This window comes from Caballeronia sp. A2-2 (assembly GCF_057612605.2).
Genome location: NZ_CM173618.1, coordinates 818,660 through 843,374, shown reverse-complemented (window position 1 = coordinate 843,374; position 24,715 = coordinate 818,660). Strand labels below are relative to the sequence as shown.

At 59.2% G+C, this 24,715-nt stretch carries 29 protein-coding genes; 6 read left to right on the top strand and 23 right to left on the bottom strand.

Features of this window, described 5'->3' with window-relative positions:
• Window positions 1-67: 67 nt before the first annotated feature.
• From ACZCWR_RS27465 to ACZCWR_RS27385, 17 genes are all read right to left on the bottom strand, one after another.
• Window positions 68-262 carry an HNH endonuclease gene (locus ACZCWR_RS27465; protein WP_487303284.1) on the bottom strand — a complete coding sequence of 65 codons (195 nt, stop codon included), beginning with the start codon at window positions 260-262 and terminating at the stop codon, window positions 68-70.
• A 278-nt stretch (window positions 263-540) separates the two neighbouring features.
• The gene (locus ACZCWR_RS27460) at window positions 541-996 is read right to left on the bottom strand and encodes a hypothetical protein (RefSeq protein ID WP_487300316.1); all 456 of its coding nucleotides are present in this window, start codon (window positions 994-996) and stop codon (window positions 541-543) included.
• A 19-nt stretch (window positions 997-1,015) separates the two neighbouring features.
• Window positions 1,016-1,246: a hypothetical protein gene (locus ACZCWR_RS27455; RefSeq protein WP_487300315.1), complete on the bottom strand. Its 231-nt coding sequence runs from the start codon at window positions 1,244-1,246 to the stop codon at window positions 1,016-1,018.
• Entirely contained in the window at window positions 1,243-2,403 is a 1,161-nt protein-coding gene (locus ACZCWR_RS27450) for a tyrosine-type recombinase/integrase (RefSeq protein WP_487304832.1), read from the bottom strand. The genes ACZCWR_RS27455 and ACZCWR_RS27450 overlap by 4 nt, the downstream gene beginning before the upstream one ends.
• Complete coding sequence (locus tag ACZCWR_RS27445) at window positions 2,400-2,579, bottom strand: hypothetical protein (RefSeq protein WP_487304831.1); 180 nt, start codon at window positions 2,577-2,579, stop codon at window positions 2,400-2,402. The genes ACZCWR_RS27450 and ACZCWR_RS27445 overlap by 4 nt, the downstream gene beginning before the upstream one ends.
• A 109-nt stretch (window positions 2,580-2,688) precedes the next feature.
• Window positions 2,689-3,273 (bottom strand): HAD domain-containing protein, encoded by a 585-nt coding sequence (locus ACZCWR_RS27440; protein WP_487304830.1) that lies wholly within the window; start codon window positions 3,271-3,273, stop codon window positions 2,689-2,691.
• Between the two features lie 9 nt (window positions 3,274-3,282).
• The gene (locus tag ACZCWR_RS27435) at window positions 3,283-3,771 is read right to left on the bottom strand and encodes a hypothetical protein (RefSeq protein WP_487304829.1); all 489 of its coding nucleotides are present in this window, start codon (window positions 3,769-3,771) and stop codon (window positions 3,283-3,285) included.
• Window positions 3,768-4,016, bottom strand: a complete 249-nt coding sequence (locus ACZCWR_RS27430; RefSeq protein WP_487304828.1) for a hypothetical protein — start codon at window positions 4,014-4,016, stop codon at window positions 3,768-3,770. Before ACZCWR_RS27430 ends, ACZCWR_RS27435 begins: the two co-directional genes overlap by 4 nt.
• A gap of 131 nt (window positions 4,017-4,147) precedes the next feature.
• Window positions 4,148-4,741, bottom strand: a complete 594-nt coding sequence (locus ACZCWR_RS27425; protein WP_488876497.1) for a hypothetical protein — start codon at window positions 4,739-4,741, stop codon at window positions 4,148-4,150.
• The gene (locus ACZCWR_RS27420) at window positions 4,735-5,064 is read right to left on the bottom strand and encodes a hypothetical protein (RefSeq protein ID WP_487304827.1); all 330 of its coding nucleotides are present in this window, start codon (window positions 5,062-5,064) and stop codon (window positions 4,735-4,737) included. The genes ACZCWR_RS27425 and ACZCWR_RS27420 overlap by 7 nt, the downstream gene beginning before the upstream one ends.
• Window positions 5,061-5,222: a hypothetical protein gene (locus tag ACZCWR_RS27415; protein ID WP_487304826.1), complete on the bottom strand. Its 162-nt coding sequence runs from the start codon at window positions 5,220-5,222 to the stop codon at window positions 5,061-5,063. The genes ACZCWR_RS27420 and ACZCWR_RS27415 overlap by 4 nt, the downstream gene beginning before the upstream one ends.
• The gene (locus ACZCWR_RS27410) at window positions 5,219-6,280 is read right to left on the bottom strand and encodes a helix-turn-helix domain-containing protein (protein WP_487304825.1); all 1,062 of its coding nucleotides are present in this window, start codon (window positions 6,278-6,280) and stop codon (window positions 5,219-5,221) included. The genes ACZCWR_RS27415 and ACZCWR_RS27410 overlap by 4 nt, the downstream gene beginning before the upstream one ends.
• Complete coding sequence (locus tag ACZCWR_RS27405) at window positions 6,277-7,062, bottom strand: Rha family transcriptional regulator (protein WP_487304824.1); 786 nt, start codon at window positions 7,060-7,062, stop codon at window positions 6,277-6,279. The genes ACZCWR_RS27410 and ACZCWR_RS27405 overlap by 4 nt, the downstream gene beginning before the upstream one ends.
• A 100-nt stretch (window positions 7,063-7,162) precedes the next feature.
• Window positions 7,163-7,852, bottom strand: a complete 690-nt coding sequence (locus ACZCWR_RS27400) for a ParB/RepB/Spo0J family partition protein (RefSeq protein ID WP_488876496.1) — start codon at window positions 7,850-7,852, stop codon at window positions 7,163-7,165.
• A gap of 123 nt (window positions 7,853-7,975) precedes the next feature.
• The gene (locus ACZCWR_RS27395) at window positions 7,976-8,134 is read right to left on the bottom strand and encodes a hypothetical protein (RefSeq protein WP_487304823.1); all 159 of its coding nucleotides are present in this window, start codon (window positions 8,132-8,134) and stop codon (window positions 7,976-7,978) included.
• Between the two features lie 69 nt (window positions 8,135-8,203).
• Window positions 8,204-8,575: a hypothetical protein gene (locus tag ACZCWR_RS27390; RefSeq protein WP_487304822.1), complete on the bottom strand. Its 372-nt coding sequence runs from the start codon at window positions 8,573-8,575 to the stop codon at window positions 8,204-8,206.
• Between the two features lie 396 nt (window positions 8,576-8,971).
• Entirely contained in the window at window positions 8,972-9,349 is a 378-nt protein-coding gene (locus ACZCWR_RS27385; RefSeq protein WP_487304821.1) for a hypothetical protein, read from the bottom strand.
• 310 nt (window positions 9,350-9,659) lie between these two features.
• On the opposite strand from ACZCWR_RS27385, the gene ACZCWR_RS27380 reads away from it, so the two are divergent.
• The 6 genes from ACZCWR_RS27380 to ACZCWR_RS27355 all read left to right on the top strand — a co-directional run bounded on the left by ACZCWR_RS27380 (window position 9,660) and on the right by ACZCWR_RS27355 (window position 15,907).
• A complete protein-coding gene (locus ACZCWR_RS27380; protein ID WP_487304820.1) occupies window positions 9,660-10,124 on the top strand; it encodes a helix-turn-helix domain-containing protein in 465 nt (154 codons plus the stop codon).
• A gap of 629 nt (window positions 10,125-10,753) precedes the next feature.
• A complete protein-coding gene (locus tag ACZCWR_RS27375) occupies window positions 10,754-11,509 on the top strand; it encodes a hypothetical protein (RefSeq protein WP_487304819.1) in 756 nt (251 codons plus the stop codon).
• Window positions 11,510-12,232: 723 nt separating this feature from the next.
• Complete coding sequence (locus ACZCWR_RS27370) at window positions 12,233-12,925, top strand: hypothetical protein (RefSeq protein ID WP_487304818.1); 693 nt, start codon at window positions 12,233-12,235, stop codon at window positions 12,923-12,925.
• Window positions 12,926-12,987: 62 nt separating this feature from the next.
• Complete coding sequence (locus ACZCWR_RS27365) at window positions 12,988-13,188, top strand: excisionase (RefSeq protein ID WP_487304817.1); 201 nt, start codon at window positions 12,988-12,990, stop codon at window positions 13,186-13,188.
• Complete coding sequence (locus ACZCWR_RS27360; protein ID WP_487304816.1) at window positions 13,185-14,294, top strand: tyrosine-type recombinase/integrase; 1,110 nt, start codon at window positions 13,185-13,187, stop codon at window positions 14,292-14,294. Before ACZCWR_RS27365 ends, ACZCWR_RS27360 begins: the two co-directional genes overlap by 4 nt.
• Window positions 14,295-14,548: 254 nt before the next feature.
• Entirely contained in the window at window positions 14,549-15,907 is a 1,359-nt protein-coding gene (locus ACZCWR_RS27355) for an MFS transporter (RefSeq protein WP_487306166.1), read from the top strand.
• 828 nt (window positions 15,908-16,735) lie between these two features.
• Here ACZCWR_RS27355 and ACZCWR_RS27350 read toward each other — a convergent pair.
• From ACZCWR_RS27350 to aldA, 6 genes are all read right to left on the bottom strand, one after another.
• Complete coding sequence (locus ACZCWR_RS27350) at window positions 16,736-17,626, bottom strand: LysR substrate-binding domain-containing protein (protein WP_487304815.1); 891 nt, start codon at window positions 17,624-17,626, stop codon at window positions 16,736-16,738.
• Between the two features lie 28 nt (window positions 17,627-17,654).
• Complete coding sequence (locus tag ACZCWR_RS27345) at window positions 17,655-18,551, bottom strand: LysR substrate-binding domain-containing protein (protein WP_487306165.1); 897 nt, start codon at window positions 18,549-18,551, stop codon at window positions 17,655-17,657.
• Between the two features lie 153 nt (window positions 18,552-18,704).
• Window positions 18,705-20,363 carry a GMC family oxidoreductase gene (locus ACZCWR_RS27340; protein WP_487306164.1) on the bottom strand — a complete coding sequence of 553 codons (1,659 nt, stop codon included), beginning with the start codon at window positions 20,361-20,363 and terminating at the stop codon, window positions 18,705-18,707.
• A gap of 39 nt (window positions 20,364-20,402) precedes the next feature.
• Window positions 20,403-21,620, bottom strand: coding sequence for a mandelate racemase/muconate lactonizing enzyme family protein (locus ACZCWR_RS27335; protein WP_487304814.1), 1,218 nt, complete (start codon window positions 21,618-21,620; stop codon window positions 20,403-20,405).
• The gene (locus tag ACZCWR_RS27330; protein WP_487304813.1) at window positions 21,617-22,918 is read right to left on the bottom strand and encodes an MFS transporter; all 1,302 of its coding nucleotides are present in this window, start codon (window positions 22,916-22,918) and stop codon (window positions 21,617-21,619) included. Before ACZCWR_RS27330 ends, ACZCWR_RS27335 begins: the two co-directional genes overlap by 4 nt.
• 104 nt (window positions 22,919-23,022) lie before the next feature.
• Window positions 23,023-24,447, bottom strand: a complete 1,425-nt coding sequence (aldA, locus tag ACZCWR_RS27325) for an aldehyde dehydrogenase (RefSeq protein WP_487304812.1) — start codon at window positions 24,445-24,447, stop codon at window positions 23,023-23,025.
• Between the last annotated feature and the right edge of the window lie 268 nt (window positions 24,448-24,715).

Sequence of the window (24,715 nt, the reverse complement as noted above, 5' to 3'; positions counted from 1 at the left end):
AGCCTGTGTCCGCGCCCAAAAGTCTCCAGACTTGCGATACCCCCTCCCCCTTCGCTCCTCTCGCAGCTCACCATCCAACGCGCTCTGCAGTCTCCGCTGCCGACTTACGCGCATGGCATTCGACGCACAGCAATTGCAGGTTTGCATCGTCGTTGCTGCCGCCCACTTCAAGCGGGACACGATGATCGACGTGATCGATGCGGTGGTTCCAAACGCGACCGCAATCGGCGCAGCAGAGGTTGTCACGCCCAGCGATGCGCATGCGCGTCGTCATCCATCTGCGCCCACGAATGCGCGGCGTGGACCCGGCTTTCACATCCAGCACTGTCAACCGACTTGCCTTCGCATTTGCCAGTCGAGGCTTGAGCATTCGGAGCTTTGACATTCGCAACTTGCAACAGAGTGATCCATGAACTAGCCTCGAATGAGGCTATCGGGCATGCAATACGCCAATGAAAAAGCCCGCACGGTATAAACCATGCGGGCTTTGAAGACAATGATGCAGCCTATCGATTAAGGGCCGATTTTAGCTCAAAGTGTTCAATCGACAGTAGAACTATTTTGTTCAATTCTTCTTGAACACCTTTCGGACATGAGGCTTTCACTCACTCGGCGGATTGATTTACTGAGGGATTCGGCGCGTACCACAAAGCGTCGAGCGCGGTTATAGATCGTGCCACGCGCGCAGTTTTGCTCTCGCGCCAAAGCCTTGATATTCGCGTTGTACCAGTAGATTCCAAGGAAGCACTCGGCCTCGTGCGCGCAGTCGCCCTGCTCACACAGCGAATGAATGGCCATATTAAGGAATGACATCTCGGGATCCAAAAACGAGTCCGGCTCCTCAGCCGGCGACCGCCGGAAAGGCTGAAGACGCGCAAGTACATTGGACTTCACGTACGGTGCGAAGATGCGACGCGTCAGGCACCAAGCGACCCACCGATGTGCCCTGTTGTCCGCAGCGTTTCGCGCATCAACACTCAACTCTTGTTCGTTCATAGCATATTCCTTCAGCCCGCTAGCGTTCGACCCCGTAGGGAATGTTCCAGTGATCCAACCATGCCACCAACTGCTCGCGCAGCTCTCGATTTCGCGGATACGGCAACTGAACCTCGCCTTCTTCCTCGACTCCAGCGAATGGGCAACCGGGAATGGAGATCCAAGTCTGCAATTCCTCCACGCGTCGCACGGCCATCTGCAAGAGCGGCCGCGGAATAGCAGACATCTCAATGTAGGTGTACGCGCTCATCTTGTCGACCTTGTGATGCTGTGCGTTTCGTCGTCGGCATTTTGAGCGGATGACACACAGGAATTTGCAAACTCAGTCGCCACGCGGCTTTGCGCGATGCACGTCGCCACTTTCTCGCCACTCACTTCAGGTTTTGATGCTTCGGCCAAGCCCATCTTCTCGCTCAGTCGGGCTTGCGCATCGATAACCGAGCCGAGGTCAGCTTCCAGGTACACCATCGTCGTGCGCGGATCCTTGTGGCGCATCACACGCCTGATCGTTTGGATGGGAACGCCCTGTTCGCTCAGCAGCGTGGCGTACGTTCCTCGCAGCCGGTGCGGCGTGAGACCCACCACTTCACACGCGGCGTTCGCGGCGAACATTGCTCGACGCGTAAAACCCGGCTTGAACGCCTCCCCGCGCTTGCGCGTGACGATCAGTCCATGTGCTTGGCGCATGGGTTGCAGATAGTCGAGCATCCACTGCGGCACGGGTACGGGGTCCGCCTCGCGCCCTTTGGTCCGACCTGGGGTATAGGTGCCGCGCTCCCAGTCGAGCCACTCCCAGCGCGCCGTGATGGTCTCGAACTCCCGCAAGCCCAGCCCGAGCATCAAGCGCACCGCGATCGACACGCCCGGCTGCCGAGTAGCCGCATCTACCTCACTCAGCCACTTCGCAGCCATCGACGCCGGCAACGTCGTGCGCGGCCTCTTCTGCAATTTGATCAGCTTCACCGACCAGGGAACCATCGGCAGGATCTTTCGCCGAACCGCCCAATTGCACACGACCTTGATCGACTTGAGCCAATGATTCGCGCTCGCGCGGCTATGAGTCTTCAGATGTTCAACGCGCGCCTGCTCGATAGCTTCATTGGTCAGGCTGTCTACCGAGACGTCGCCGAGCGCGTAAAGATGCAAACGCGCAACGGTTTGCATCGACTTGATGTGCACGCCGCTCACGATCGGCTCGTTCGCTGCAATCCATTTGAGAAACAGCTCTCGTAGCGTCGGAACAGGCTCGCGGCCTCTCGACCATAGCTTGGCGTCGTTATACGCGCGTGCGGCCACAGCTTCGGCCTTGTGCTTGACGCTCTCGCGGGTGCTGCGCTGCACACGCGCACCGTTCACCTGGAACCGGAAATGCCAGCGTTTCCCAACACGAAATAACTGATAGCTCACCGGCTCGCCTCTCGATAAATCCCGAACGACTTCAATTCGCCGCCGCGAATCCGGTGCTTGGCAAGCACGATGAATTTGCCCGTCCGCTCAACAAAACGATCGACGATGATGTCTCCATTGCGAAGCACCACGCGAACACGGGTTCCTCGCGCACAGCGCGTGTGCGGCGTCTTCATGGCGAAGCCGCTTCACACGGCGAATGTCCCAGACCGCTTTTACACTTTCGCTCATCCGCAGAACACGCGCAAAATCGGCACGCGTAAAAGCGCCGGCAAAGATGATCGCTCACATGTCCTCCCAGATCAGCGCGTTGCGATGCACGCCTCCAAGCTCGCCGCGCAGGATGCGCGCGAGCGCCGCGGCGTCGGAGAACGACAACCCGTCTTCTTCGCTGGTCTGTACGAAGTGTTCGGCTTGCGACGCCAGCATGTCGCTGTTGTCGTCGACGATTGCCCAATGCGTGACCTCCGGATGGCGGTCTAGCCACGCCTGGATCTCCTCACCCCTTACGCCGGGCAGTGCGGGCGTCTTGTCGACGATTGGCAGATTAAGACCCCGAGCGCATTGCCGCACACTGTCGTGACTGAGGCGCCACGACGACGACAGCACGATCGACGCGCCCTCGTGAGCACACAGCCGGCGAATCAATCCGACCGCCACCCAATCGAAGCGCGCGAGATCCACCTCGGTGAAGCTGCCCGGATAGCCGCCGAAGGCGCCGGCGGAGCGGTGACTGTTGAGCACGCCGTCAATGTCGAGGAACAGAACCTTGGTCGGCTTAACCGCGATCTCGGGAACCGCGCAAACGCTTCGGCGCAAGACACGAGCGTCAGCACGCGCGCGCGGCGAATCAACGATGTCGAGTAACATACCCACCTCCTATGCAAGGCCTTTGAAGAGCGCGTGAAACTGGCGCAGCTTGTCCAGGTCGGCGGTGTCCTCCGCTCGCCGCTGTTCGATCGTCAGCGCCGCGGTCTCCATGTCTGAAGCCAGCTCCGTCAGATCCTCGGCGAGCTTACGCGCACGACCGGAAAGAACGGACAGAATGTCGAGCGCCGACTGGCTCGGCTCGCTGTCTGCCGCGCTGGGTTCAACCTGTTTTGCTGCTGCCGTCACGATGTGCTCGTTTTCTCTGACTTCCACACGCTGAAAGCGCCCTCTGGACTTCTCCCGAACCAGGCCTGCGTCCTGCAATCGCCGCAAGCATCCGTCGAGCACCGCGATATCGAGTGAGCTCTTAGTCGTGCGCCTCAAGTGCATCGCAATCTCATTGCGCGACCAACTCTCCTGCATCGGCACCATCTCGAACACCTTCCTCGCGATCGAGGACTGACCTCGCAACGCCATCTGATATCTGCCCGCGCTCACGCCACCTCCTTGACGTCCATTTCCTTCAAGCCGCTCGCCAGAAAATTCGCGAGGGTTTTGCGGTTTTTCTTGATCGACGCTCGGGTGCGATATACGCCAGGCGCGATCCACGCCAGGTCAAGAATCGGAATGTCCGAGCGCCGCTCCTCCGGGATCCACGCATCGACCCACACAAAGGGATCGATCTCACTTTGCGCGTGTGGCAATGCAAGCCTGTACACCGTCGTCTCGAATTCGACGCTCATCTGCCACCGCTCCCACGCATACCGCTTCCCGTTGCGCCCTCGGTATGTGTGCCACGTGGTGCTCGTTGGTATGCGGATCAGACAACGCATGCCTCTTGCTACTTCGCGCGCATCGGTGCTCGAGCAATGACTCATCGGATCTCCTCGATATCCCACCCGCCGCCATCCCTAGCCTTCCTCGGGTACGCCACCTTGAACACGAGGGGAAAGATCCATGCGGCGACCTTCATCTTGACCTTGGCGTCATCGCTGAAAATGGCGCGCGCACCCTTCACGTCGTGCATTTCTAATAGCCCCGACGCTGACAGCACCACGTAATCAACAGTCAGAAAAGTCCGCCGTGCGAGCTTGAGCTTGATACCCTCGAACATGTACCACTCGATCTCGCCGGCGCGCCGTTGCTCTTCGAGATGCGCCTCATAGCGACGCTCGGTGGCGTTCCGCTCGCCGTCGCGTAGTCGTCCAAGCGCTTGCAGCTTTTCTGTCGCGGCCTCTCGCTGTGTCGCGGTCCCGCGCGCCGCCGGCACTGGCGCGAGCGATACGGCCGGCTCGGCGCAAGACATGATCTCGTCGACCTCGCTGTTGGGCTGCGTGCCGAACTTCTTCGCCAGCGCCCGCTGCTGCGAGTCGCGGCCAACCGTCATGTCCTCGCGCACGCGCGCCGTGCCAACGACCTTCGTTCCCGCCGGCACGTGCACCGGCCAGGATGTGGAACGCTTCACCATGCTGCGGCCACCTCCCGCTTCACAAGGGTGAGTGCATACGGGATCCCAAGCAACAGCGCGACGATGAATTCGCCCCGCCAAGCGAGAATGCCGATGATGGCCGTCGTCGACACGAAGTCGTAGAACGCGTTCACGGGATAACCGTGCTCGTAATCCTTCGCAGGCACCAGCACGGCTGCAATCCACATGATTTCGGCCATGACGATGAGGTAGGCGAGGGCGACGTCACGTGCCAGATCGTTACCGCGCGAGATCCACAGGTACAGGCAGACGGCGAGCAACACGTCAAACAGGACAGCTCGGGCAAGCTTTTGTGCATTCACGACTTTTGACTCCAACGAATCGGGTTGATGCGGCAAGGCGAGCGACCGGACACGTATTGCCAGTCGGGCAGCCATGCACAGTTGCGAAAGCCGCGGCGATGCATGCGCTCATGACCGGCTTTCTCCATGACGTATTTGCAGGTGTGGCAGGTGTTCATGCCGCCTCCGTGTTGCCGTTCCTATCGCGCGGGATGTCATTGAAGTACGCGTAGAGCTGCTCGTAGTGCTCCTCACTCTCGCGACCCACGGTGCGCAGCATGTCCTCCATCCATTCGCCTGGGCCCGCTGCCTTGAACACGCGGGCCTTGAAGCGCATGAACGCTTCGCCCTCGCCCTGCTGCATGCCCAGTTGCTTGCCGCGCGCCTCAATGCCGCTCGACGTGCGCCACCAGTCCGCCGCAAGCGGGTGCGCGCCGCCTGGTGGCGTCGACATGATGGTCTGTGCCTTCACCGGGAAAAGGCCAGTCCAACCGCGCAGCACCGATTCCTCGACCGTCACATCGGGCGGCTGGCCGCCAGCAGCCAGTGCGAGCAAACGTTTGACCGAAATGGCTGCAGCGGCAAGCGTCCATGGCGCGTCCTTGTGCTTCGCCTCACGGTGCTCGCACCACATCGCCCAGACATCGACCGAGATGCTGTCCGGCAGTTCGCGTTTTCGGATCTGCTCATGCCACGCAACTCGCGACGCACGTCGCGCGGGTTGGTGGTTCTCTGATGGTTCGGATGGTTCTTGGTGAATCGGGTGCAACCCATTGCACCCTTTACTGTCGCTCGTTGCACCCTTTACGTCGTTCGTTGCACCCTTTTTGTCGCGTATTGCACCCTTTGTATTGGGTGCATCCCTTGCACCCTTTGGAAACGATGCATCCCTTGCACCCTTTGGAAACGATGCATCCGTTGCACCCTTTACGGCACCGATAATGGGTGCAATCTCTGCACCGTTTATCCAATCGGGATTGATGCGGTACTCGCAGGTCTTTCCTCGACCGCCGCTGGCGTTCGCGACCTGAACCAACCAACCGCGCTGGACCATACTCTTTATCTGATACTGAACCGCGCGTGCTGAACGACGAGTCTTTAAGGCCAACGTCTCGATGCTCGGAAAGATATGCTCACCGTTGTCGTCGCAGTAGTCCGCGAGCTTCAGCGCGAGTAGGAGCTCGTGATCCTCGCCCGGGTAACGATCCCAGACCATTGTTTGAACTTTGATACTCACGCTGAGGCTCCAACGACTCGCGACGAGACGAGCGCATGCAGATCGGCGAACCGATCAACGTACCAATGAGGCTGCGTCTCGCGCGGGCTATTCGGGTTGGTGATGTTCTTGCCGTACAGCAGGCCGGTTTCCGTTATCGCCCAGAACCGCTTCGTCCCGTTCACCGCGCGGGACGACGAGCTGCGACGCGTTCGCTCCACTTGCATGCCCGCGTCAGCCAAGAGGCGGTTGTAGGTTCGCGCCGAGATCGAGATGCCATGTGCGACGAGCAAGTCTGTCAGCGGCTTCGTTTCCATCGAGCTCCCGGACGTGGAATCGCATGCTCCATCGACGACGTAGGCCGACAAAAAGGCAGGCTCAAGCCCATGGTTCTTCGCGATGTGCGCCAGCATGGCGACTTGGCTCGACGGCGACGGCTTGAGGAGTCTCGCGAAACATTCAGCGATCGCGATCTCGCCAGCGAGTTTTGATTGAGACAGCGAGGGTTGTGTGCGTGTTTCGAGCTCCGTCCATCGATCGATGATCCGGGCGCGCATCTGAATGTTGTAGCCGGATACGAGGATCAACGTCTCCCGCTTCGGAAGCTCGAAAATCTCGAGTTCTCGGACCGAACCATTTGGACCTGCAATTTTTGCTGCTGCTGAAAAGTCAGCAGCAGCTTTCCCAAGCTCGGGCAGCATCTTGCGAATGTCAGCGAGTACGTTGCGGTGCTCTTTGCCGGTCAATTCGGCAATTTCGCGGCTCGACATCGTCGGCCCTTTGATCTTTGCAATGTCGTTCATGGATGACCTCACATGCCGTTGTCGTGACCGCACGGCAGCGCACCGCCGGCGTTTTGCTCTGGACCGCGCCTCACGAGAAGCGGGCAATGATTCAATGCCGTCACTCGTCACTCTCCTGATTCAGGTTGAGCACCCAGCGCAAGGCTTCAGCTCGCTCGCCCGACGATGCCTCCAATTCGTCTGCGATCTGTTTGCGGCTTCGCATCCGGGGCGTGCGTTCGCCGAGTGCCTCGCGTTGAGCGCGAGCGCGTGCATGCCCGGCGACGTTAGCCCCTGCGGCAACCAGTTCCTGAACCTTCTCGCGTTGCTGCGCCGGGGGAAGCTTGGAAAGTCGACGGGCATGAGTGACGTTGATGCGCGCGCTCTCGACCGCCTTGCGCACATCAGCGCAGCAATCGAGCAGCGCAACCGTAGCGCGCACTGTGGCGGCCGAGCATCCGAAGATCGTCGCCACCTCCGCCTCGCTATAGCCGAACGCCATGACACGCCGCATCTTCTCGGCGCGACCAAGCGGCGTGTCAGCCTCCCGCAGCTCGTTCTCGCTGATGATCGCGGTCAGCGCCGTGCGTCTCTCGCCCCGATAGACTTGCCCGGGGATCTGGATCGGCGGCTCTCCCCGCGCTCGCCGCCACTCGTTCACCAGTCGCGTCGCCTTGACTCGCTGCCGGCCGACTGCAACTTCCGTTTCGCCCGTCTCCGCGTTCTTGACGACTGAGATCGGCTGCAACACGCCGTGGAAGTCGATGTTCCGAGCGAGATCCTCGTTGACTGGCAAATCCACGCGGGTCATACAGCGGCGAAGCAACATCCGTCACGAGCATCAGCCGCTCGGGATCGAAGAACAGCAGGTTTGTTTTGCCTGACGCGCCATACGCGTCAATCGAATTCTTTGCCATCGGTCATTCCCGTTATCTCAGTGGCCGCATAGCAACGAGCCGTCGTCTTTCTGATCGGCGCCGCAGGACAGGCATTTCTTCCGCTCTTGCTGGCGCACATCGTTGCCTGAAGTCGTTTGAACCTCAGCGGGCGTGTCTTCCCGCTCACGGTTTTGCTCCGCTTTAATTTCGTCCATCACTTTCTTTCTATTAGTACTACTAATCCTGAGGATACGGTAACGCTGCTCGATATTTTGCGTACCTGGTTATGCCGCGACCGCCGCCTTCGGCACTTCCTCGCAGGCGCGAACAAAGCCCTTCATCGGAAGCGCGTTCGTCGGCTCAAGCAGGAAGGTCCATGTCGAGAGCGTCTCGTTCGCTCCCGTTTCGATGTGGAAAAGCTCCGGCCCTTCCTCCTTGATCTGCTTCGTAACCGGCTCCAGTGTTTCACTGGTCGCCTCTTTAAGCATTTGTTGAAGTCGAAGATTGAGCATCTTTCCTCGCAAATAATGACCAACAGTTCCAAGTGCTTGCGTAATATGCAAACCCGTTGTTTGAATAAAACTGCTACTCGACGAGACGAGGTTACGTTTGCTCGTAGAATCAAAAGTTTCACAACGCACCAGCGATGTCGCCATGCCAGACTTTTGAATCCTTGCTGACTTGATCTGACCGCTCACCGATCGATGATCGTATTGCGTTCCGTCGCGTCTTCACCTTGACGGGATGCCACTCTTCAACAGGACTATTCACTGAAGGAATCGCATGGTCACAGACCTCTTTCATGCTAGAGACGCTCAAGGAAACGTCTACCGAGTTGTCGCGACACTTAAGCACGCTCAGACCTCTCCCTTTGGGTCGCAAGAAACGCCGGAACGAAAGCAATTCAGACTCATTGATGGGCGGCTGCTAAGACCTGTCACCAACGACATCTTTGAGATCATCCCTAGCGGAACGCGAATCGTGCGGATCTAAACGCTATGAGGCGCAGGGAGCTGAAAAGCACCTGCGCTACCTGCAAGCACGCTGCTCGATCACGACCACAGCGGAAGACATCCCCCCGTCGCCCTGCCCGCCCCCTGAGCGCTCGCATCGAGCGTCGCCACATCGATCACGGGAAGGCGTTTCGAATTGAGCTTCGTTACGTCAATCGCGCGCGCATATCTCGCCGCGAGATACTCCCAGAGTGCGTGCTCGACGCTCTCGGGCATCGTTACATCGCTTACCATGATCGAGGCGTTTTCGGTCTTGATGTCCTTCCCCAGGCTAAGCTTGAGGTTCACAACAGGCGGCTCGTCGGCTGTCAACACCGTTCTGACAGATTGAGCGCCGGGAATGACCTTACCGTCGATGACGACGCTGATGTTCGACGCGCTGCCGATGCTCGTCCCATCAATGGTTACTGTTTTCATACGAGGTCTCCTATATTGCAGAGGAGACGACTTTACGTGGCGGGTGAACTATCGGCTCCAGAAGTCGTAGCCACCTCAGGCCTTGCGACACGTAGAAGCTGGAACCTAACGCGGCAAATTCCATTTTGACGCCACTGCGAAACAGCAGAGGGCGTTATCTCGAAAAAACGCGCCGCAGCGCTCGTTCCGCCAAGGCAATCGATGGTGTGGGCCGCATCCGCAGCAATCGGAGAGGTACGCATACATCGATTTAAGCACACTTAACCTAAAAAGTGAAGTGCGCTTACACTCGAAGGTTTAGCCTACTGAAATGGATAATCTGGATACCTTCGTCGGACGCCTCTTGCATGCGACTAAGCTTCGCGAGACTGAGCTAGGGGCAACCATCGGAAATAAGGAACTAGCCGCGAAGGCAGGCATATCTCCTTCCGCCGTCTCCCAATGGATGCATGGCAACGTGAACACCGAAAATCTGAAGGCAGCACACGTCTTCAGGGTTGCACGTTTTCTTCGAGTGCGCCCCGAATGGCTTTGGGAAAAGCGAGGGCCGATGCGCGAGGCACCCGATGAGATGTCCGCCTCTACGAGAGAGCTGCTTGCCGACCTAAAAAAGGCAGCTGGCTTAGGATTAGTCGAGATCGCGATCCCAGCAATGCGTGCAACACTGGCCGCTATACTCGCTCTGCATGACAGATTTCACGCTCCACTCCTTGATCTAAATGCTCCCACGCATCAAGCGGGGTTAGATTCCAATCGAAAACGGCGGCGCGGCTAAAAAGTCCCGCACGCCTCGTTCGGGCGTCATATCCCTCGATTGGCTTGCCAAGAATTTCTACATCCCAATCGAACGCAACTGTCGAGTGACGACCGATAACGCGGACCAAAAGTCCCACACGATCTGCGTTCTGACACCGACAAACGATTGCCGTGACTCCTGGTTCAATTTTCCGCCTCACCTGGTGTCTAACCTCATAACGTAGGGGACTCGCGCTCACGTGTAACGCCATACTGTATAAACATACAGTATGGCGGCAGGTTTCACCTCGGTCAACTTAAGTAAGCTTCATTTTACTTGAGCGGCGAAATTAAGTGTGCTTAAATAGGTGAGACCACTTTCGGACTTGTGCGGTGGAAATCGAATTCCTGCGCCCACAGCTTATGTAGTCTAACGCGCGCGCCGCACGACTCGATCCGATCGCGATTCGAAATGCCGACCACTTCCGTCCAGATGACTGGAGCGCCGAAGGACACAGTCGCGATGCCCTTTGTGCCCTCGGAATCGCGGGCGTCTTGTTTTGGCGTAGTTGTACGCGCAGGAGTCTATTCAGTGACCGGCTACTAATTCGCCCCGTCTCAGTCGTTCGGCCTAGAAGAAGACTAAGTTGTGCTAACCGAAAATTTTAAATGATCGAAGCAGTTTTTCGTCCCCCGCAGTTTCGGAACCTGGACCTCCGGTTCAGTTTCCCCTTTAACGACGATCCGCCGAAACACGTCCTTCCCGACCAGTCGCTCGTGCTTTGCGTGTGTAGCGCCGACATGTCGACCGACTATGGCTACACATGGCCGCGCATAGGCAAGAATGCACAAGCGCCCTGCTGGGAGCCGACGCACCGTTTTGGCGACTTGCGCGGCTGGCTTTACGGTCACGGCGACCACGCGCTCGGCGGCTGCATCGAGCCGACATCAAACTGGCTCGTGGTCGAAGCCAATACGAATGAGATTGTCCAGTTCGAGGGCTTCTGCAAGTTCCCTCGCGGCAAAGTCGTTTTCGTCGGAACGAGCGAGGACGCTGCTGACTACCTTATCGAACATGAACCGCGATCGCACGAGTTTCCCGTGATCGGCGCGCATCGAACAGTCGGCCACGGCGAATCCGTCAGCGTCGGCGCGCTTGGCTCTGCGTCTGCTGGCGCTGACGGCTTTGCCGTGGCCGGATATCTCGGCGTCGCCTCTGCGGGGTTCCGGGGAACCGCGACCACCGGTTCTCGCGGCATGTCTACCGCAGGTTGCCAAGCACAGCCATCGCTGGCAACGGAGGCGTCGCCACAGCCGAAGACTATGGAACTGCGATCTCGGGCGTTCACGGCAAAGCAAGTGCCGGCGAGAAAGGACAGATCCGCATCTGGTACTGGGATTTCTTCGAAAGACAATACCGCCTGAAGGTCGGCTACATCGGCGAGGAAGGCCTCGATCCGCACACGCTTTACACGCTCGACGACCAGCACCACTTCATCAAAGTTTAAACGCGTCGATTTCAAGTCGGGACAGATTGTATGGATCTTGACCAATTCGACAAGCCATGTAGTTGTACTCATTGGAAGAATCATTTTCATGCTCCTGAGCGACCAACCAAACAATCTTGCATGCCTGAATAGGAGGCGACGTGACGCGCAAAGCAATGACGGAGGAAGAACGCGCTGCAAGGAAAGCGGCACAGGCGGAGGCGACCCGAGCGAAACGCGATGCCGACAAGTGCGAGGCTCGCGCGGAAATATTTTCGCTCGCGAGCCGCATACCGCCGCACATCCGCACGGGTACACACGGTTCGCATGTGCAAAGAATCGCTGGATGTCGCAGTTTCGGCAGCAGAGCATTCCCGAATCTCCGTCGAGAGGCTTCAGACGGCGCTCACAGATTTGCGCAGACGCATCGAAGCACCTAATGCCACGAGCAACCGGTGAGTTCTATCCTCACTCACACTGCACCGTAGCGAGCAGTGACTGCTTCACCGTTGGTCGATGCCTTGGATCGTGCACGGCAAAGAAGAAGCTTGATCAGGCAGCGCGGATTGAAGAGCTTGAGAAGCGCGTACTGCAGCTTGAGCACATCGTGTGCAGCGCGTTGAGCCGCCGCAACTGACGCCACCCGTCTTTGAGACACATCATGACTGAATCAGAAATCCGCGTAAGTATGCCCACCTTGGAACTGCGCCTACTCAATCAGTTGCGCAGATTCAGCGAGTGCTGCGAGGACCCTCAGGCGGATGGCCACGACGTGGACCGGGATGACATGCACGCACTGGCCGAATTCGGCGCAGTGCGCCCTGCACCCGGCGGCCGTCACTACATGACCGACTTCGGCGCATATGTGCTCGCCTGCGCCACCACTCCCGCGAGTTCGGTAGCGGATGCGGCGGGGGCGAAGCCGGGTGACATTGTTGCGGCCGCACTGAAAGCGGCGCGTGACTTCATCGTCAATGGCACAGCACTAGGCTATATCCGAATGCCAGATGCCGACTTGACCGATCCTGCACATAACACGCTTCCAATGATCGAAGCCGCGATTGCATCTCTCGGCACTGCCGCGAGCTCGGTAGCCGTTTCGGCGGGAGCGAAGCTGGAATGGCTTAAGGAACTTGACGCAGAGTTGCTGCAGATCTACGAATGCTGGCAGCACAGCGGAGAGTCACCGACATCGCTTTTCCGCGCTCTATATGTCTTCGGAAAGCATGACGGTAAGATCGCCGCATCCTACGCGAGTTCGGCAACTGATGCGGCGGGAACACTCGACGGCAGGAAGTGCTTTCAAGGTGGCCACGACGCGCATCTTGGCTCCTGCGTCAATGTTGCGCTTTGAGCAGCAGGACTTTGGGAAGTGAACGACGGAGTTCTGCAGATTAGCAAAAAGTTTATGGAGAAATGATGCCACGACTAATTCCAGTGGCCGAATGGGCTGTTCTGATGTTTGGCGAGCACAAACCGCATTCATACACACTGCTGCGCTGGATTCATGGAGGAAAGATCCAGCCGCGGCCGATAAAAGTCGGACGCGCATATTACGTGGCCCCGACCGCAGAGTATGTCACACCCAAATGCGAGTTACTCGAGAGGACTTCGTGAACGCACGCAGAAGACAAGCTAGTCGGCGCAACTGGCCAGCCAATCTTTACCAGAACCCTAACGGCTATCTGTGGTTTCGCAATCCCGATACGAAACGGACGCTCGGCCTTGGCTATGATCTAGAGAAGGCGAAGCGGCAGGTAAAACGCGCGAATCTCGAACTCGCACGGTGCCATGACGAAAGGAATCTGCTTGATGCTACTGGCGACGCGCCGATAACACTTGCGGCACACTGCGTGGATTATCAGACCGAATACCTGAAGGATAAGAAGCCAAACACGGTCAAAAACTACAAAACGCAGATCAAGGCGATACGCGAAGACGTGCTGGCAACCAAGCCGATTTCATCCTTCACTCCCAAGGACGCAGTGGCTTTGATCAAAAGAGCCGCAGCAGATCGGGGTCCGTCGCAGGCGGGGCACATCCGCACCCGACTGCAAGACATTTTTAGAGACGCGATCACGCATGGACTCATCGAGCCTGGCAAAAATCCAGTGGAGTCTGTGCTGAAGCCGAAGTCAGAAGTGAAGCGTATGCGAATGACGGAAGACGTGTTTTGGGCGATCTACGGGAAGGTCGAGGAACAGTGGCTACGAAACGCTCTGTTGCTCGCGCTGCTAACCGGCCAGCGAGTCAGCGACATCGGCAAGATGCGCTTCGACGATGTGCGAGATGGATTCCTCTGGGTCGACCAGATGAAAAAGGGTGGAAAGACGAAGCTCAAAATCCCGCTCGACATATCGCTAGGCGAGCATTCTCTCGCGAGCGTTATTGCTCAGTGCCGTGACGACGTTGTTAGTCGATACCTTATTCACTACAGAGGCGGCCGCTATGCAAACAAGCAAGGGAAACCTGTGAGCTACAACACACTAAGCCAGACCTTTGTAGTGGCTCGCACAGAAGCCGAGATCGACGTTCCGGCGGATCTAAATCCGACCACGTTTCATGAAATCCGTTCGCTGACTGCTCGTTTGCACGCGGAGCAGAACGGAGAGAGGTTCGCGCAGGCTCTTCTGGGCCACAAATCAGCAGCAATGACCGAACACTACATCGACACCCGCGGACAGCAATGGGTTGAGGTCAAGCTCCCTGCGAAGGCGAGCTAGCGCTTTCCGACGTTCGATTCGTCGCGTCCGGTTTTTAAAAAACTTTGGATTAATTTTGGATGAGGCCCGGACGGCCTTGCTGGGAAAAGGACAGATCTCCCCGTGTATTCGGAACTCAAGTACATGATGATGGGCGGTCTGGGCCGCTGAGTCATCTTCTGTCCGCGCCGCGCGCGTCAATTCAACAAGCAGGCACAATCGCGCGCGCGGCCTTTCATGCAGTGGAGGAGACACCCTTGGATACTCGAATCGTCATTCCCGATGCGCTCGATGCGCCTCTCACCCCTTCGCACCCAAGCGGCCGCGTCACGCTCGACGATGCGCCGCTCAACCGCTTCCATATCAAAATCGCGGGCCTGACCTTTGGCGCGCACTTCACGGAAGGTTATGCGCTCGGCACCATCGGTTACGCGCTCGGTTCGCTCAACAAACAAATTCCGCTCGATGCGTTCTGGATGGGCCTGCTCGGCGCATCCGCGCTGATCGGCATTTTTCTGGGTAGCCTCGTGTTCGGCTGGCTCTCGGACCGGCTCGGGCGGCAGAAGATTTTCCTGCTGAGTTTCGTCATCATCACCGTGGCGGCGTTCGCGCAGTTCTATGCGACCACGCCCGCGATTCTGGTCGCGCTGCGCGTGCTGATCGGCTTCGGCATGGGCGGCGATTTCGCGGTGGGTCATGCCATTCTCGCGGAGTTTTCGCCGCGCAAGCATCGCGGGACTTTGCTCGGATCGTTCAGCGTGATCTGGACCATCGGCTATGTGATCGCGAATGTGCTAGGCATGCATTACGCCGATGCATCGCCGGATGCATGGCGCTGGCTGCTGGCGTCCGCAGGTGTGCCGGCGTTTCTCGTGCTTATTTTGCGCATCGGCACGCCGGAGTCGCCGCGCTGGCTGATCGGTCAGGGGCGCGTGGAAGAAGCCATGCGCATCGTGCGCAAGCATTTCGGGCCGAACGTTATCATCGATGCCGGTTCTGATGCGGGGGATCATCATGCATCGCACGGCGGTTTCGCGCGGCTGTTCAAGCCGGACCTGATTCGCCGCACGGTGTTCAATTGCGCGTTTTTCGTGTGTCTCGTGATTCCGTATTTCGCGATCTATACGTTCTTGCCGGCGATTCTCAAGGCAATCAACCTGAGCGAAGGTTCGGGCGCGGACTTGCTGCTGAATGCGTTTCTGGTGCTCGGCGCGTTGCTTGGGATCTGGTTGACGATCAAGTTGTCGCGCCGGTCGTTTCTGATTGGCTCGTTCGCGGTGTGCTGTGCGTCGTTGCTGGCGTTGGCGGTGTTGCCGGCGTCTGCATCGTTAGGGATGATCGTTGCGTTTGGCGTGTTCACTTTGACAATGTCGGCGTTCTCGAATCTCGTCGGCGTGTTTCCTCCGGAGTGCTTTCCGACTGAGGCGCGTGCGTGTGGCGTGGGATTGTCGATCGCTTGCAGCCGGTTGGGGTCGGCGGTGGGGACGTTTCTGTTGCCGATCGGGATCGCGCAAGTGGGCGTTCAAGGGACGATGATGGCGCTTGCTGCTGTGTTGCTTGTGGGGATGATTGTGTCGATTGTTTGGGCGCCGGAGACTAAGCATTTGACTTTGAATCAGGCTAGTGGGGGTTGATTTGTATTGCAGACTCTCCTTGGAAGGGGCTGCTGGTTTTTGGGCTTTTTATGCAGTAGCCGCCTCCCCGGCGGGGGGGTAACTTTCTTTGCTGCTGCAAAGAAAGTCACCAAAGAAAGCAGCTTTTTACCCCATGCACGATGGCTGGAGAGGGTTGGTCTGGATTAACGATACAGTGGCCGCAATAGGACGTCCCACGTTTCATTAAGCGTGTGGGCAACCTGGCGACTACGCGCTCGAATTCTCTAGCCTATGTGGACCGCATTCATTCTTTCGACCATGCGCTTCGCGCGCCGAGAACTTTAGAACGGAATCCCGCAGCGTATCAGCGCCCAGCCACTTCATACGTCACCGTTATGTCGTTATTCGGCCCTACCTTGGTAAGCGCTTCTGGACAAAGCGTGCATACCAACGCAAGTCATCTTTAGTCGGAGCACTAACCAAGGTAGGGCCGAATAGCAATCTTGCGGAGAAGCGTGAGGTGGCTGGGCGCTTATAGACTGCGGGATTCCGTTCTTATGTTCTCGGCGCGCGTAGCGCATGGCCGAATGAATGAGCGCGGTCCACTGTGCATCGGTTATTTGAGCGCGTGATCGCTAGGTTGCCTAAGCGCTTGTTATGAGTGGCAAGTCCTATTGCGGCCACTGCATCGTTAATCCAGACCAATTCTCTCCAGCCAGCGTGCATGGGGGTAAAAGCTGCTTTCTTTGGTGACTTTCTTTGCAGCAGCAAAGAAAGTTACCCCCCCGCCGGGGAGGCGGCTACTGAATAAACAACACAAACAAGAGCAGCCCCTTGCACGACACACACACACCAACCCTCGACAATCTATTCAAGCGACAGCAAAGACCCAAACCCGCCTTCCTCCCTCAACCACTCCGCAAACGCCTCAACCGCATCCTCCCCCACATGCCCCTGCGCAATATCGATCCAATACCCATAAGGCCCATTCGATTCCACCGGCGACAGCATCGCCAACACACCATCGTTGAGTTCATCCGCGATCATATTGCGATCCACCACCGCCAGCCCCGTTCCCGCGCGCGCCGCATGAATCGCCTGATCCAACGTCGAAAACTCGATCCCGTTCTCCGCGTAAGCCTGCGGCAGACCCGCTGCATCGAGCCAATTCGGCCAGAGCGTGAGGCGCGTATCGTTGTGCAGCACGTGCAGCGCGGGCAAACGCTGAAGAAGCGCTTCGACCGGCTGCCCGGCGAACTTCATCGCGCCGACGAGCACATGCCGCTCGATAAAAAGCAACTCCGAGCGCGCATCGTCCGATGCATCGACACCAAAGCGAATACAGCAATGCCGCGCCTCCGCCGCATCCGTGCGCACGGACAGATCGATGTTCGGCACCGCGTCCATCAACGAGCCCAGACGCGGCGACAGCCAACGCGTGGCGAACGTCGGCGGCACGCACACGGTCAGGCGTTTGCGCTCGCCACTGCGCGCGGGTGACAACGCACGCGTCACGCGTTCGATCGAATCGAAAGCATCGGACACGCACGTCAACAGTTCGCGTCCCTGCGGCGTCAGGCGGATGCCCTTGTGATCGCGATCGAACAGCTTCGTGCCGAGCGCATCTTCCAGCAGGCGAATCTGCCGGCTGACCGCGCCCGGCGTCACGCACAACGCGGTCGCGGACTTGTTGAAGCTCATGTGGCGCGCGCTTTCTTCGAAAAAGCGCAACGCGGTGAGGGAAGGCAGGCGGCGCATGGTGTCTCTCTTTCTTTTGTCTGGATGATCAGCCGCGCCGCTGCTCGTCGATCTGCGTGCGCAGCCATTCGCGGAACAGCGCGACCTGCGGCGAGTCGTCCTGCCCGGTGCGCGTGACGAGCCAGTACGACTGATGCCCGTCCACTTCGATATCGCGCAGCGGCACGAGTGTGCCTTGCCGCAACTCGCGTCCGATCATGTGGCGGTCGGCCATGGTGACGCCGAGGCCATCGGTGGCCGCGCGGATCGCGTGATCGAGCAGATCGAATTCGTAGCCGCCGCTCAGATCGACATCCTCGATATTCGCGGCCTTGAGCCAGTGTTGCCACGTCAGATAACGCTGATCGCTGCTCGCCAGCACATGCAGCAGCGTGAACGCGCCGAGATCGGGCGGCGGCCCGCCCGCGTGATCGCCCAGCAACGCAGGCGAGCACACCGCGATATGCCGTTCGTTCATCAGCAATTGATTGTCGAGCGCGTCCCATTCGCCGTTGCCGAAGCGGATGGCGCAGTCGAGTGAGCCGGATTCGACGAGATCGTCTTTCAGGCTCGTGGTCAGCGACAATTCGAGTTCCGGCGCACACGCGCGCAAGGCAGGCAGGCGCGGCATGAGCCAGCGGCTCGTGAAAGTCGGCGGTGCGTTGATGCGCAGCCGCTTGAGATGCGTCTTTTCCTGAATGCCGCGCACCGTCAGTTCGATCCGGTCGAACGAATGCTTGAGCGCCTGCAGCAGCAGGCGCCCCGTCGGCGACAGTTCCAGATGATGATGCCGGCGCACCAGCAACGCCTCGCCGAGTTGCGTTTCGAGCTGGCGAACCTGACGGCTCACCGCGCTCTGCGTGACGTGCAGTTGTTCGGCCGCGCGCGTGAAGCTGCCGGTGTGCCCGGCCACTTCGAAAGCCCTCAGCGCGTTGAGGGCGGGCATCTTTCGCTTCAAGTCGATGTCTCCATGTCCAGCGATCAAGGTGCGGATTTAACACGCTTGATCGCCAGTCGATGCCGCTCTACGGCAGCATTTTACGAATCGAGGCAAATTATGCCGCTTTCACGGCGCGGTCGGAAGCCAGCGGTGCAAGCGTCAGGCGGCGTTCGCCAGTTCGGCCGGAGCCGCCTCGCGCGCGGCTTCGGCGCGGGCGTCTTCGAGGATCATGTCCGCGCCCTTCTCCGCGACCATCATGGTCGGTGCGTTGATGTTGCCCGACGTGATGTTCGGGAACACCGACGCATCCACCACGCGCAAACCCTCGATGCCATGCACGCGCAAACGCGCATCGACCACGGAATCGCGCGCATCCGGGCCCATCGCCAGCGATCCGCACAGGTGGTAGATGGAACCCGACTGATCGCGGAAATACGCGAGCATGGCTTCATCGCTCTGAATATCCGGTCCGGGCGAAATTTCCTCGGCGGTCACGCCGCGCAACGCCTGCGTGCCCATGATGCGGCGAATCAGCTTGCTGCCCTGCACCGCTTCGGCCAGATCCTTCGGCGTGGTCAATGCGTTGATGCGGATCTTCGCGGCATCTTCCACACGGTTGGATGCAATTTCGATCGTGCCACGGCTCGTCGGACGGCACGGGTTGAAGCACAGCAGGAAGCCGGAATACGGCTCCGGCACGAGCTTGGCCTTGTTGCTCTTTGGAATGCGGTACGACAGCGGATTGAAGTAAAGCTGCAGATTCGGTTCGGCTTCCTTCTCATCGCCCTTGAAGAAGCCGCCCGCCTGATTCACGCTCATCGCAAGCGGTCCCTTGCGCGTGAAGAAGTATTGCAGCGCCGTCTTCGCCTTGCCGATGAACGTGCCGAGCTGATCGTTGAGCGTCTTGACGGTCGCGCGATAGTAGAAGCTCACGCACAAATGGTCCTGCAAATTCTTGCCGACCGCCGGCAGTTCATGCACCAGCGCGACGCCGTGCTTCGCCAGCAACTCACGTTCGCCGATGCCGGAAAGCTGCATGAGCTTGGGCGAATCCACCGCGCCCGCCGAGAGAATCACTTCACGCTTGGCGCGGAATTCGACCGGCTGACCGTCACGCGAAGCCATCACGCCGGTGGCGCGTTTGCCATCGAACGTGAGCTTTTGCACGGTGATCTTGCGTTCGAGCCGCAAGTTTTGACGTCCGAGCACGGGATGCAGATATTCGAAGCTGCTCGACGAACGCTGGCCGCGTCGCGTGCTGACATCGTAAATGCCCGCGCCTTCGTATTGCGCACCGTTGAAATCTTCCGTGGTCGGAAAGCCGGCCTGCTTCGCGCCTTCGATAAAGTCGCGGCAAATGGGATGCGCCTCGTCCTTCATCGGCGAAATGCCGATCTTGCCGTTCGCGCCGTGATAGGCCGTCTCGCCCAGCGGATGCGCTTCGAGCCGCTTGAAATACGGCAGCACGTCCTTGAAGCCCCAGCCCGGATTGCCCGCGCGCGCCCAGTCGTCGAAATCGTGCGGCTGGCCGCGCACGTAGATCATCGCGTTGATGGAACCGGAGCCGCCCTGCACCTTGCCGCGCGGACAATACAACTGGCGGTTATTCAGTTGCGCTTCCGGCTCGCTGTAGTACATCCAGTTGAATTCCGGGTTGTAGTAGGTCTTGGTGAACCCCACCGGAATCTTGAACCAGAACGATGCGTCCTCGCCGCCCGCTTCCAGCAGCAGCACCGAATGCTGTCCCGACTCGGACAGCCGGTTGGCGAGAATGCAGCCCGCCGACCCCGCGCCCACGATGATGTAATCGAATTCCATGCTCATTGCTTCTCCCGTCCCCGGACGGCTCCTTCAAATTCAGCCCTTGGCGGGCGCGAGATCCTTGACGTCGAACGGCTTCTGCGCCATTTGCAGATGCAGGCGCTCGCCGGTGTACGGCGTATTCGCGCGCACCACGTCCATGTTCAGTTCGACGCCCAGCCCCGGCTCGTTCGACGGAATGATGTAGCCGTCTTCCCAGCGAATCTTGGTCTTGAGCACGTCCGCATGGAAACCGTCCCACGTCCCGATGCTTTCCTGAATCAGGAAGTTGGGCGAACACGCCGCGATCTGGATGCTCGCCGCCGCGCCCACCGGTCCGTTATAAAGATGCGGCGCAATCTGCGCGTAATGCACTTCCGCGAGGCTCGCGATCTTCTTAGCTTCCAGCAGGCCGCCCACGCGTCCCACGTTGAATTGCAGGATCGACGCGGCGCGCGCTTCGAGCAGCTTGAAGAATTCGTACTTGGTGGTCAGGCGTTCGCCCGCCGCGATCGGAATGCTGGTCTTGGCCGCGACTTGCGCCATCGCATCTTCCTGTCCGGGCGGAACGGGTTCTTCGAACCACAGCGGATCGAACTTTTCCAGACGTTGCGCCAGACGAATGGCCGATGACGGCACCATCTGCCCATGCGTGCCGAACAGCAGATCGGCCTTGCTGCCGACTGCTTCGCGCACCTTGCGGCAGAACAGTTCGCAACGGTCCATGACTTCGAGCGACACCTGATGGCCGGAATACGCGGTGTAAGGACCGGCCGGATCGAACTTGACCGCCGTAAAGCCCATTTCCACGTTCTGCGCGGCGCATTCGGCGGCGAGGTCGGGGTCGTCGTAGTCGTATTCGCCGCGCGCGTTCTTCGGATACAGATACGTGTACGAGCGCAGACGTTCATGCACGCGTCCGCCGAGCAGTTCGTACACCGGCTTGTTCGCCGCCTTGCCGATGATGTCCCAGCACGCCATTTCCAGGCCGCTGACCACGCCCATCATGGTGAGGTCGGGGCGTTGCGTGAAGCCGCTCGAATACGCCTCGCGATAAAAGCGCTCGACGTGATGCGGATCGTGACCGAGCAGATAGCGTTCGAATACGTCCTCGATGATCGGCATCATCGCTTTAGGATGGAACGTGGCGGCGTAAATCTCGCCCACGCCCTCGATGCCGCACGCCGTGCGCAGCTTCACGAAAATCCAGTACATGCCACCGACGTGCGGCGGCGGAACGGCGACGATATGCGTCTCCAGCGCGGCGATCTTCATTGTTGCGCTTCCTTTGCAATACGATGTTTGAACACGAGTCCGGCCACGCCGCCGAGGGCTGCCATGCAGGCGATATAGCCGAAGTACATTTGATAGCCGTGCACGCCCGGATAATGCTGCGTCAAGTGACCGTTCACGAGCGGGAGGAAGGTATCCGGCGAATAGCCGATAACCGAGATAAGACCAATGGCAAGACCCGAGATTTCCGCGGGCACCTTGCATTCATCGAGCAGCGACCAGTAGAGGCCGCGAATGGCATACGTCATCACGCCGATGAACAGCACGAGCGCTGCCAGCAAACCGTGATTCGCGATCGAAGGCGCGGCCATCAACACGAGCAGCGCGATAGCCGATGCAAACAGCGCGAACACGAGCACGGAAATCTTCGAGAAACGGTCGCCCAGAAAGCCGCCGCCGATGCCGCCGATCGGCCGCATCCACAGCTTGGCCGTGGTGATCGCACCGGCCATCACCACCGTCAGACCGATTTCCTTTTCGTGCAGATAGGCGGAGAAGCTGTATGTCGCCCAGAACACCTGATAGCCGCAGAACACGATGGCCGCGAGCAGCCACAGACGCGGGTTCTTCAGCAGCACGCCGAGATCGCTGACCACGTTGCGCTTTTCACGCTTCGTCTGCACGGCTTCGACGCCTTGCGGATCGCGCACGAGGCCGAGGATCACACCGAGCGCGATACACAGGAACGCGTACATATAGACCACGAGTTTGAAGCCCGCCGCCGTCGAATCGCCGCGCGTATGTGTGACATAGGCGAACAGCGAAATGGCGATGGTCGCGAGCATGGCTTCGATCAGGCCACGGCCACCGTCGAGGAAGCCGAAGAAGCGTCCTTGTTCGTCGGCGGAAGCGATCATCGATACGCGCTTGATGATGGCCGCCCAGAACGTGAGGCCGGTCGTCAGCCCCCACGCGCCGAAGATCACGATAAGCGCGTTGAACGCAGGCGCGGTCGAATACCACAGCCCGAGTGCGCCCGTTGCGATCAGCGAGAAGCTGATGAGCACGCGCGGCTTCACGCGGTCGGCAAGCCAACCGCTCGGCAGATAGCAGATCAGGAAGATCGTGCCGAGCGCGGAATACAGATAGCCGAGTTGCTCTTCGGTGATGTTGAAGACTTCGAGCATCGTCGGCTGATACACCTGCCGCAGATACAGAATCGGATAGATCGCGCCAGCGGCAATCACCAGCAGTGCAAGCTGGATATAACGGTCGGCGCGCGTGCTTTTAAGCGGCGTCGCGGCCGCGCCTGAAGTGGGTTGAACGGAATTCGTCGACACGGAAAGGTGCTCCTGAAAGACGCTTTGTGGCGTCCCTTATGTTTTTTGGCCAGCGTTGAAATAAAAAACCGCGCCGTCTGTGCGACGGCGCGGTCAGTGGAAACTCAATACTTCATGACGACGAGGCGCGTCTGCGTGAACTCCAGCATGCCGTGCTTGCCGTCGTCGCCGCCGATGCCCGAGCGCTTCCAGCCCGAGTGGAAGCCCTGATACGGATCGGCCGGCGTGCGGTTGATATACAGTTCGCCCGCTTCGATGGAATTGGCGGCCTTCATCGCGTTGCGATAGTTCTCGGTATAGAGCACCGAAGAAAGACCGAACTGGTGATCGTTCGCGTAGCCGATGGCTTCATCCAGCGTGGAATACGACAGCACCGCGAGCACCGGGCCGAAGGTTTCTTCCTGCACGACCTCCATGTCCTGACGGCAGTTGGACAACAGCGTCGGCGGATAGAAAAAGCCCTTGCGCGCGGGGATTTCGCCGCCGGTTTCGAGCTTCGCGCCCGCTTCTACCGCACGGCGAACCATCGCGTGAATGCCATCGCGTGAAGCCTTGTTGACGAGCGGGCCCATGTAGCTCGCGTCTTCCTCGCGGTCGCCGATCTTCTTCGCGAGCATCTGCTCTTTGAGCATGGCGACGAAGCGGTCATGAATGCTTTCGTGCACATATACGCGCTCGATGGCCGTGCACAACTGCCCGCTGTGCGTGAGTTTCGATGCCACGAGTTCACGCGCCGCCTTCTGCAAATCCGCATCCGGCTCGACGATGGCGGGCGTCTTGCCGCCCAGTTCCAGCGACGGCTTCGCGATGTTCGCCTTGCAATACTCCAGCACCTTGCGGCCCGCATTCACGCTGCCGGTCAAGGTAATCATGCCGACCGCCGGATGCGTGCAGACCACTTCCGCCGTCGCGTGATCCATCGACAAAATATTGATGACGCCCGCAGGCAGCGCCGCGCGTTCGATGGCGCGCGCCACTTCGAATGCGGACAGCGGCGTGTTGTTGCTCGGCCGCACGACGACCGTGTTCCCCGCGATCAGCGCCGGCGCGATCTTGCGCATGAGCGTGTAGATGGGGAAGTTGAACGGAATCAGACACGCGACCACGCCGACCGGCTCGCGATGCAGCACGAGGTTCTCATCCGGCGTGTCGCTCGGAATGACTTCGCCTTCGATCCGGCGTGCCCATTCCGCGTGATAGCGCGTGATCTCGGCGGCATAGATGGCTTCGTTGGTGGCGTCCGACAGGCTCTTGCCGGACTCCATCGCGAGCGCCGCGCCGATATCCGCCGATGCTTCCACGATGGCATCCGCGAGCTTGCGCATGTGTACCGCGCGTTCGGCGGACGGCAGCGCGCGCCATGCACGTTGCGCCACGCGGGCCGCTTCCACGGCGTCCAGCGCCTGTTCGCGCGACGCATTCTGAACTTGCCCGACCACGGCTTCCGTGGCCGGATTCACCACGGCGGTGACCGATTCGTTCACCGGCTGAATAAAACGCCCGTTTGCAAAATTTCGTTCTTGCTTCATGTTCTTTCGAGCCTCCTCGATGACGTGACCGCATGATCGACGTGAAATCCGAACCGCTGCGGCAACGAGTCCAATTGCGTTTTCAGGGCATTCTTCCGCGCCTCGCGCTGCAACGACAAGCGAAGAATTCGCTGGGGAAACATTCATAAAACTCACGATTCACTTGCCACGAAATCCTTTTGCGCTTGAGGCCGTCATCCAGGACAATCCGTCGCTCCGAGCATCGGTCGCAGATGCTTGGATATCCTCATAAATCGTAAAAGATTGA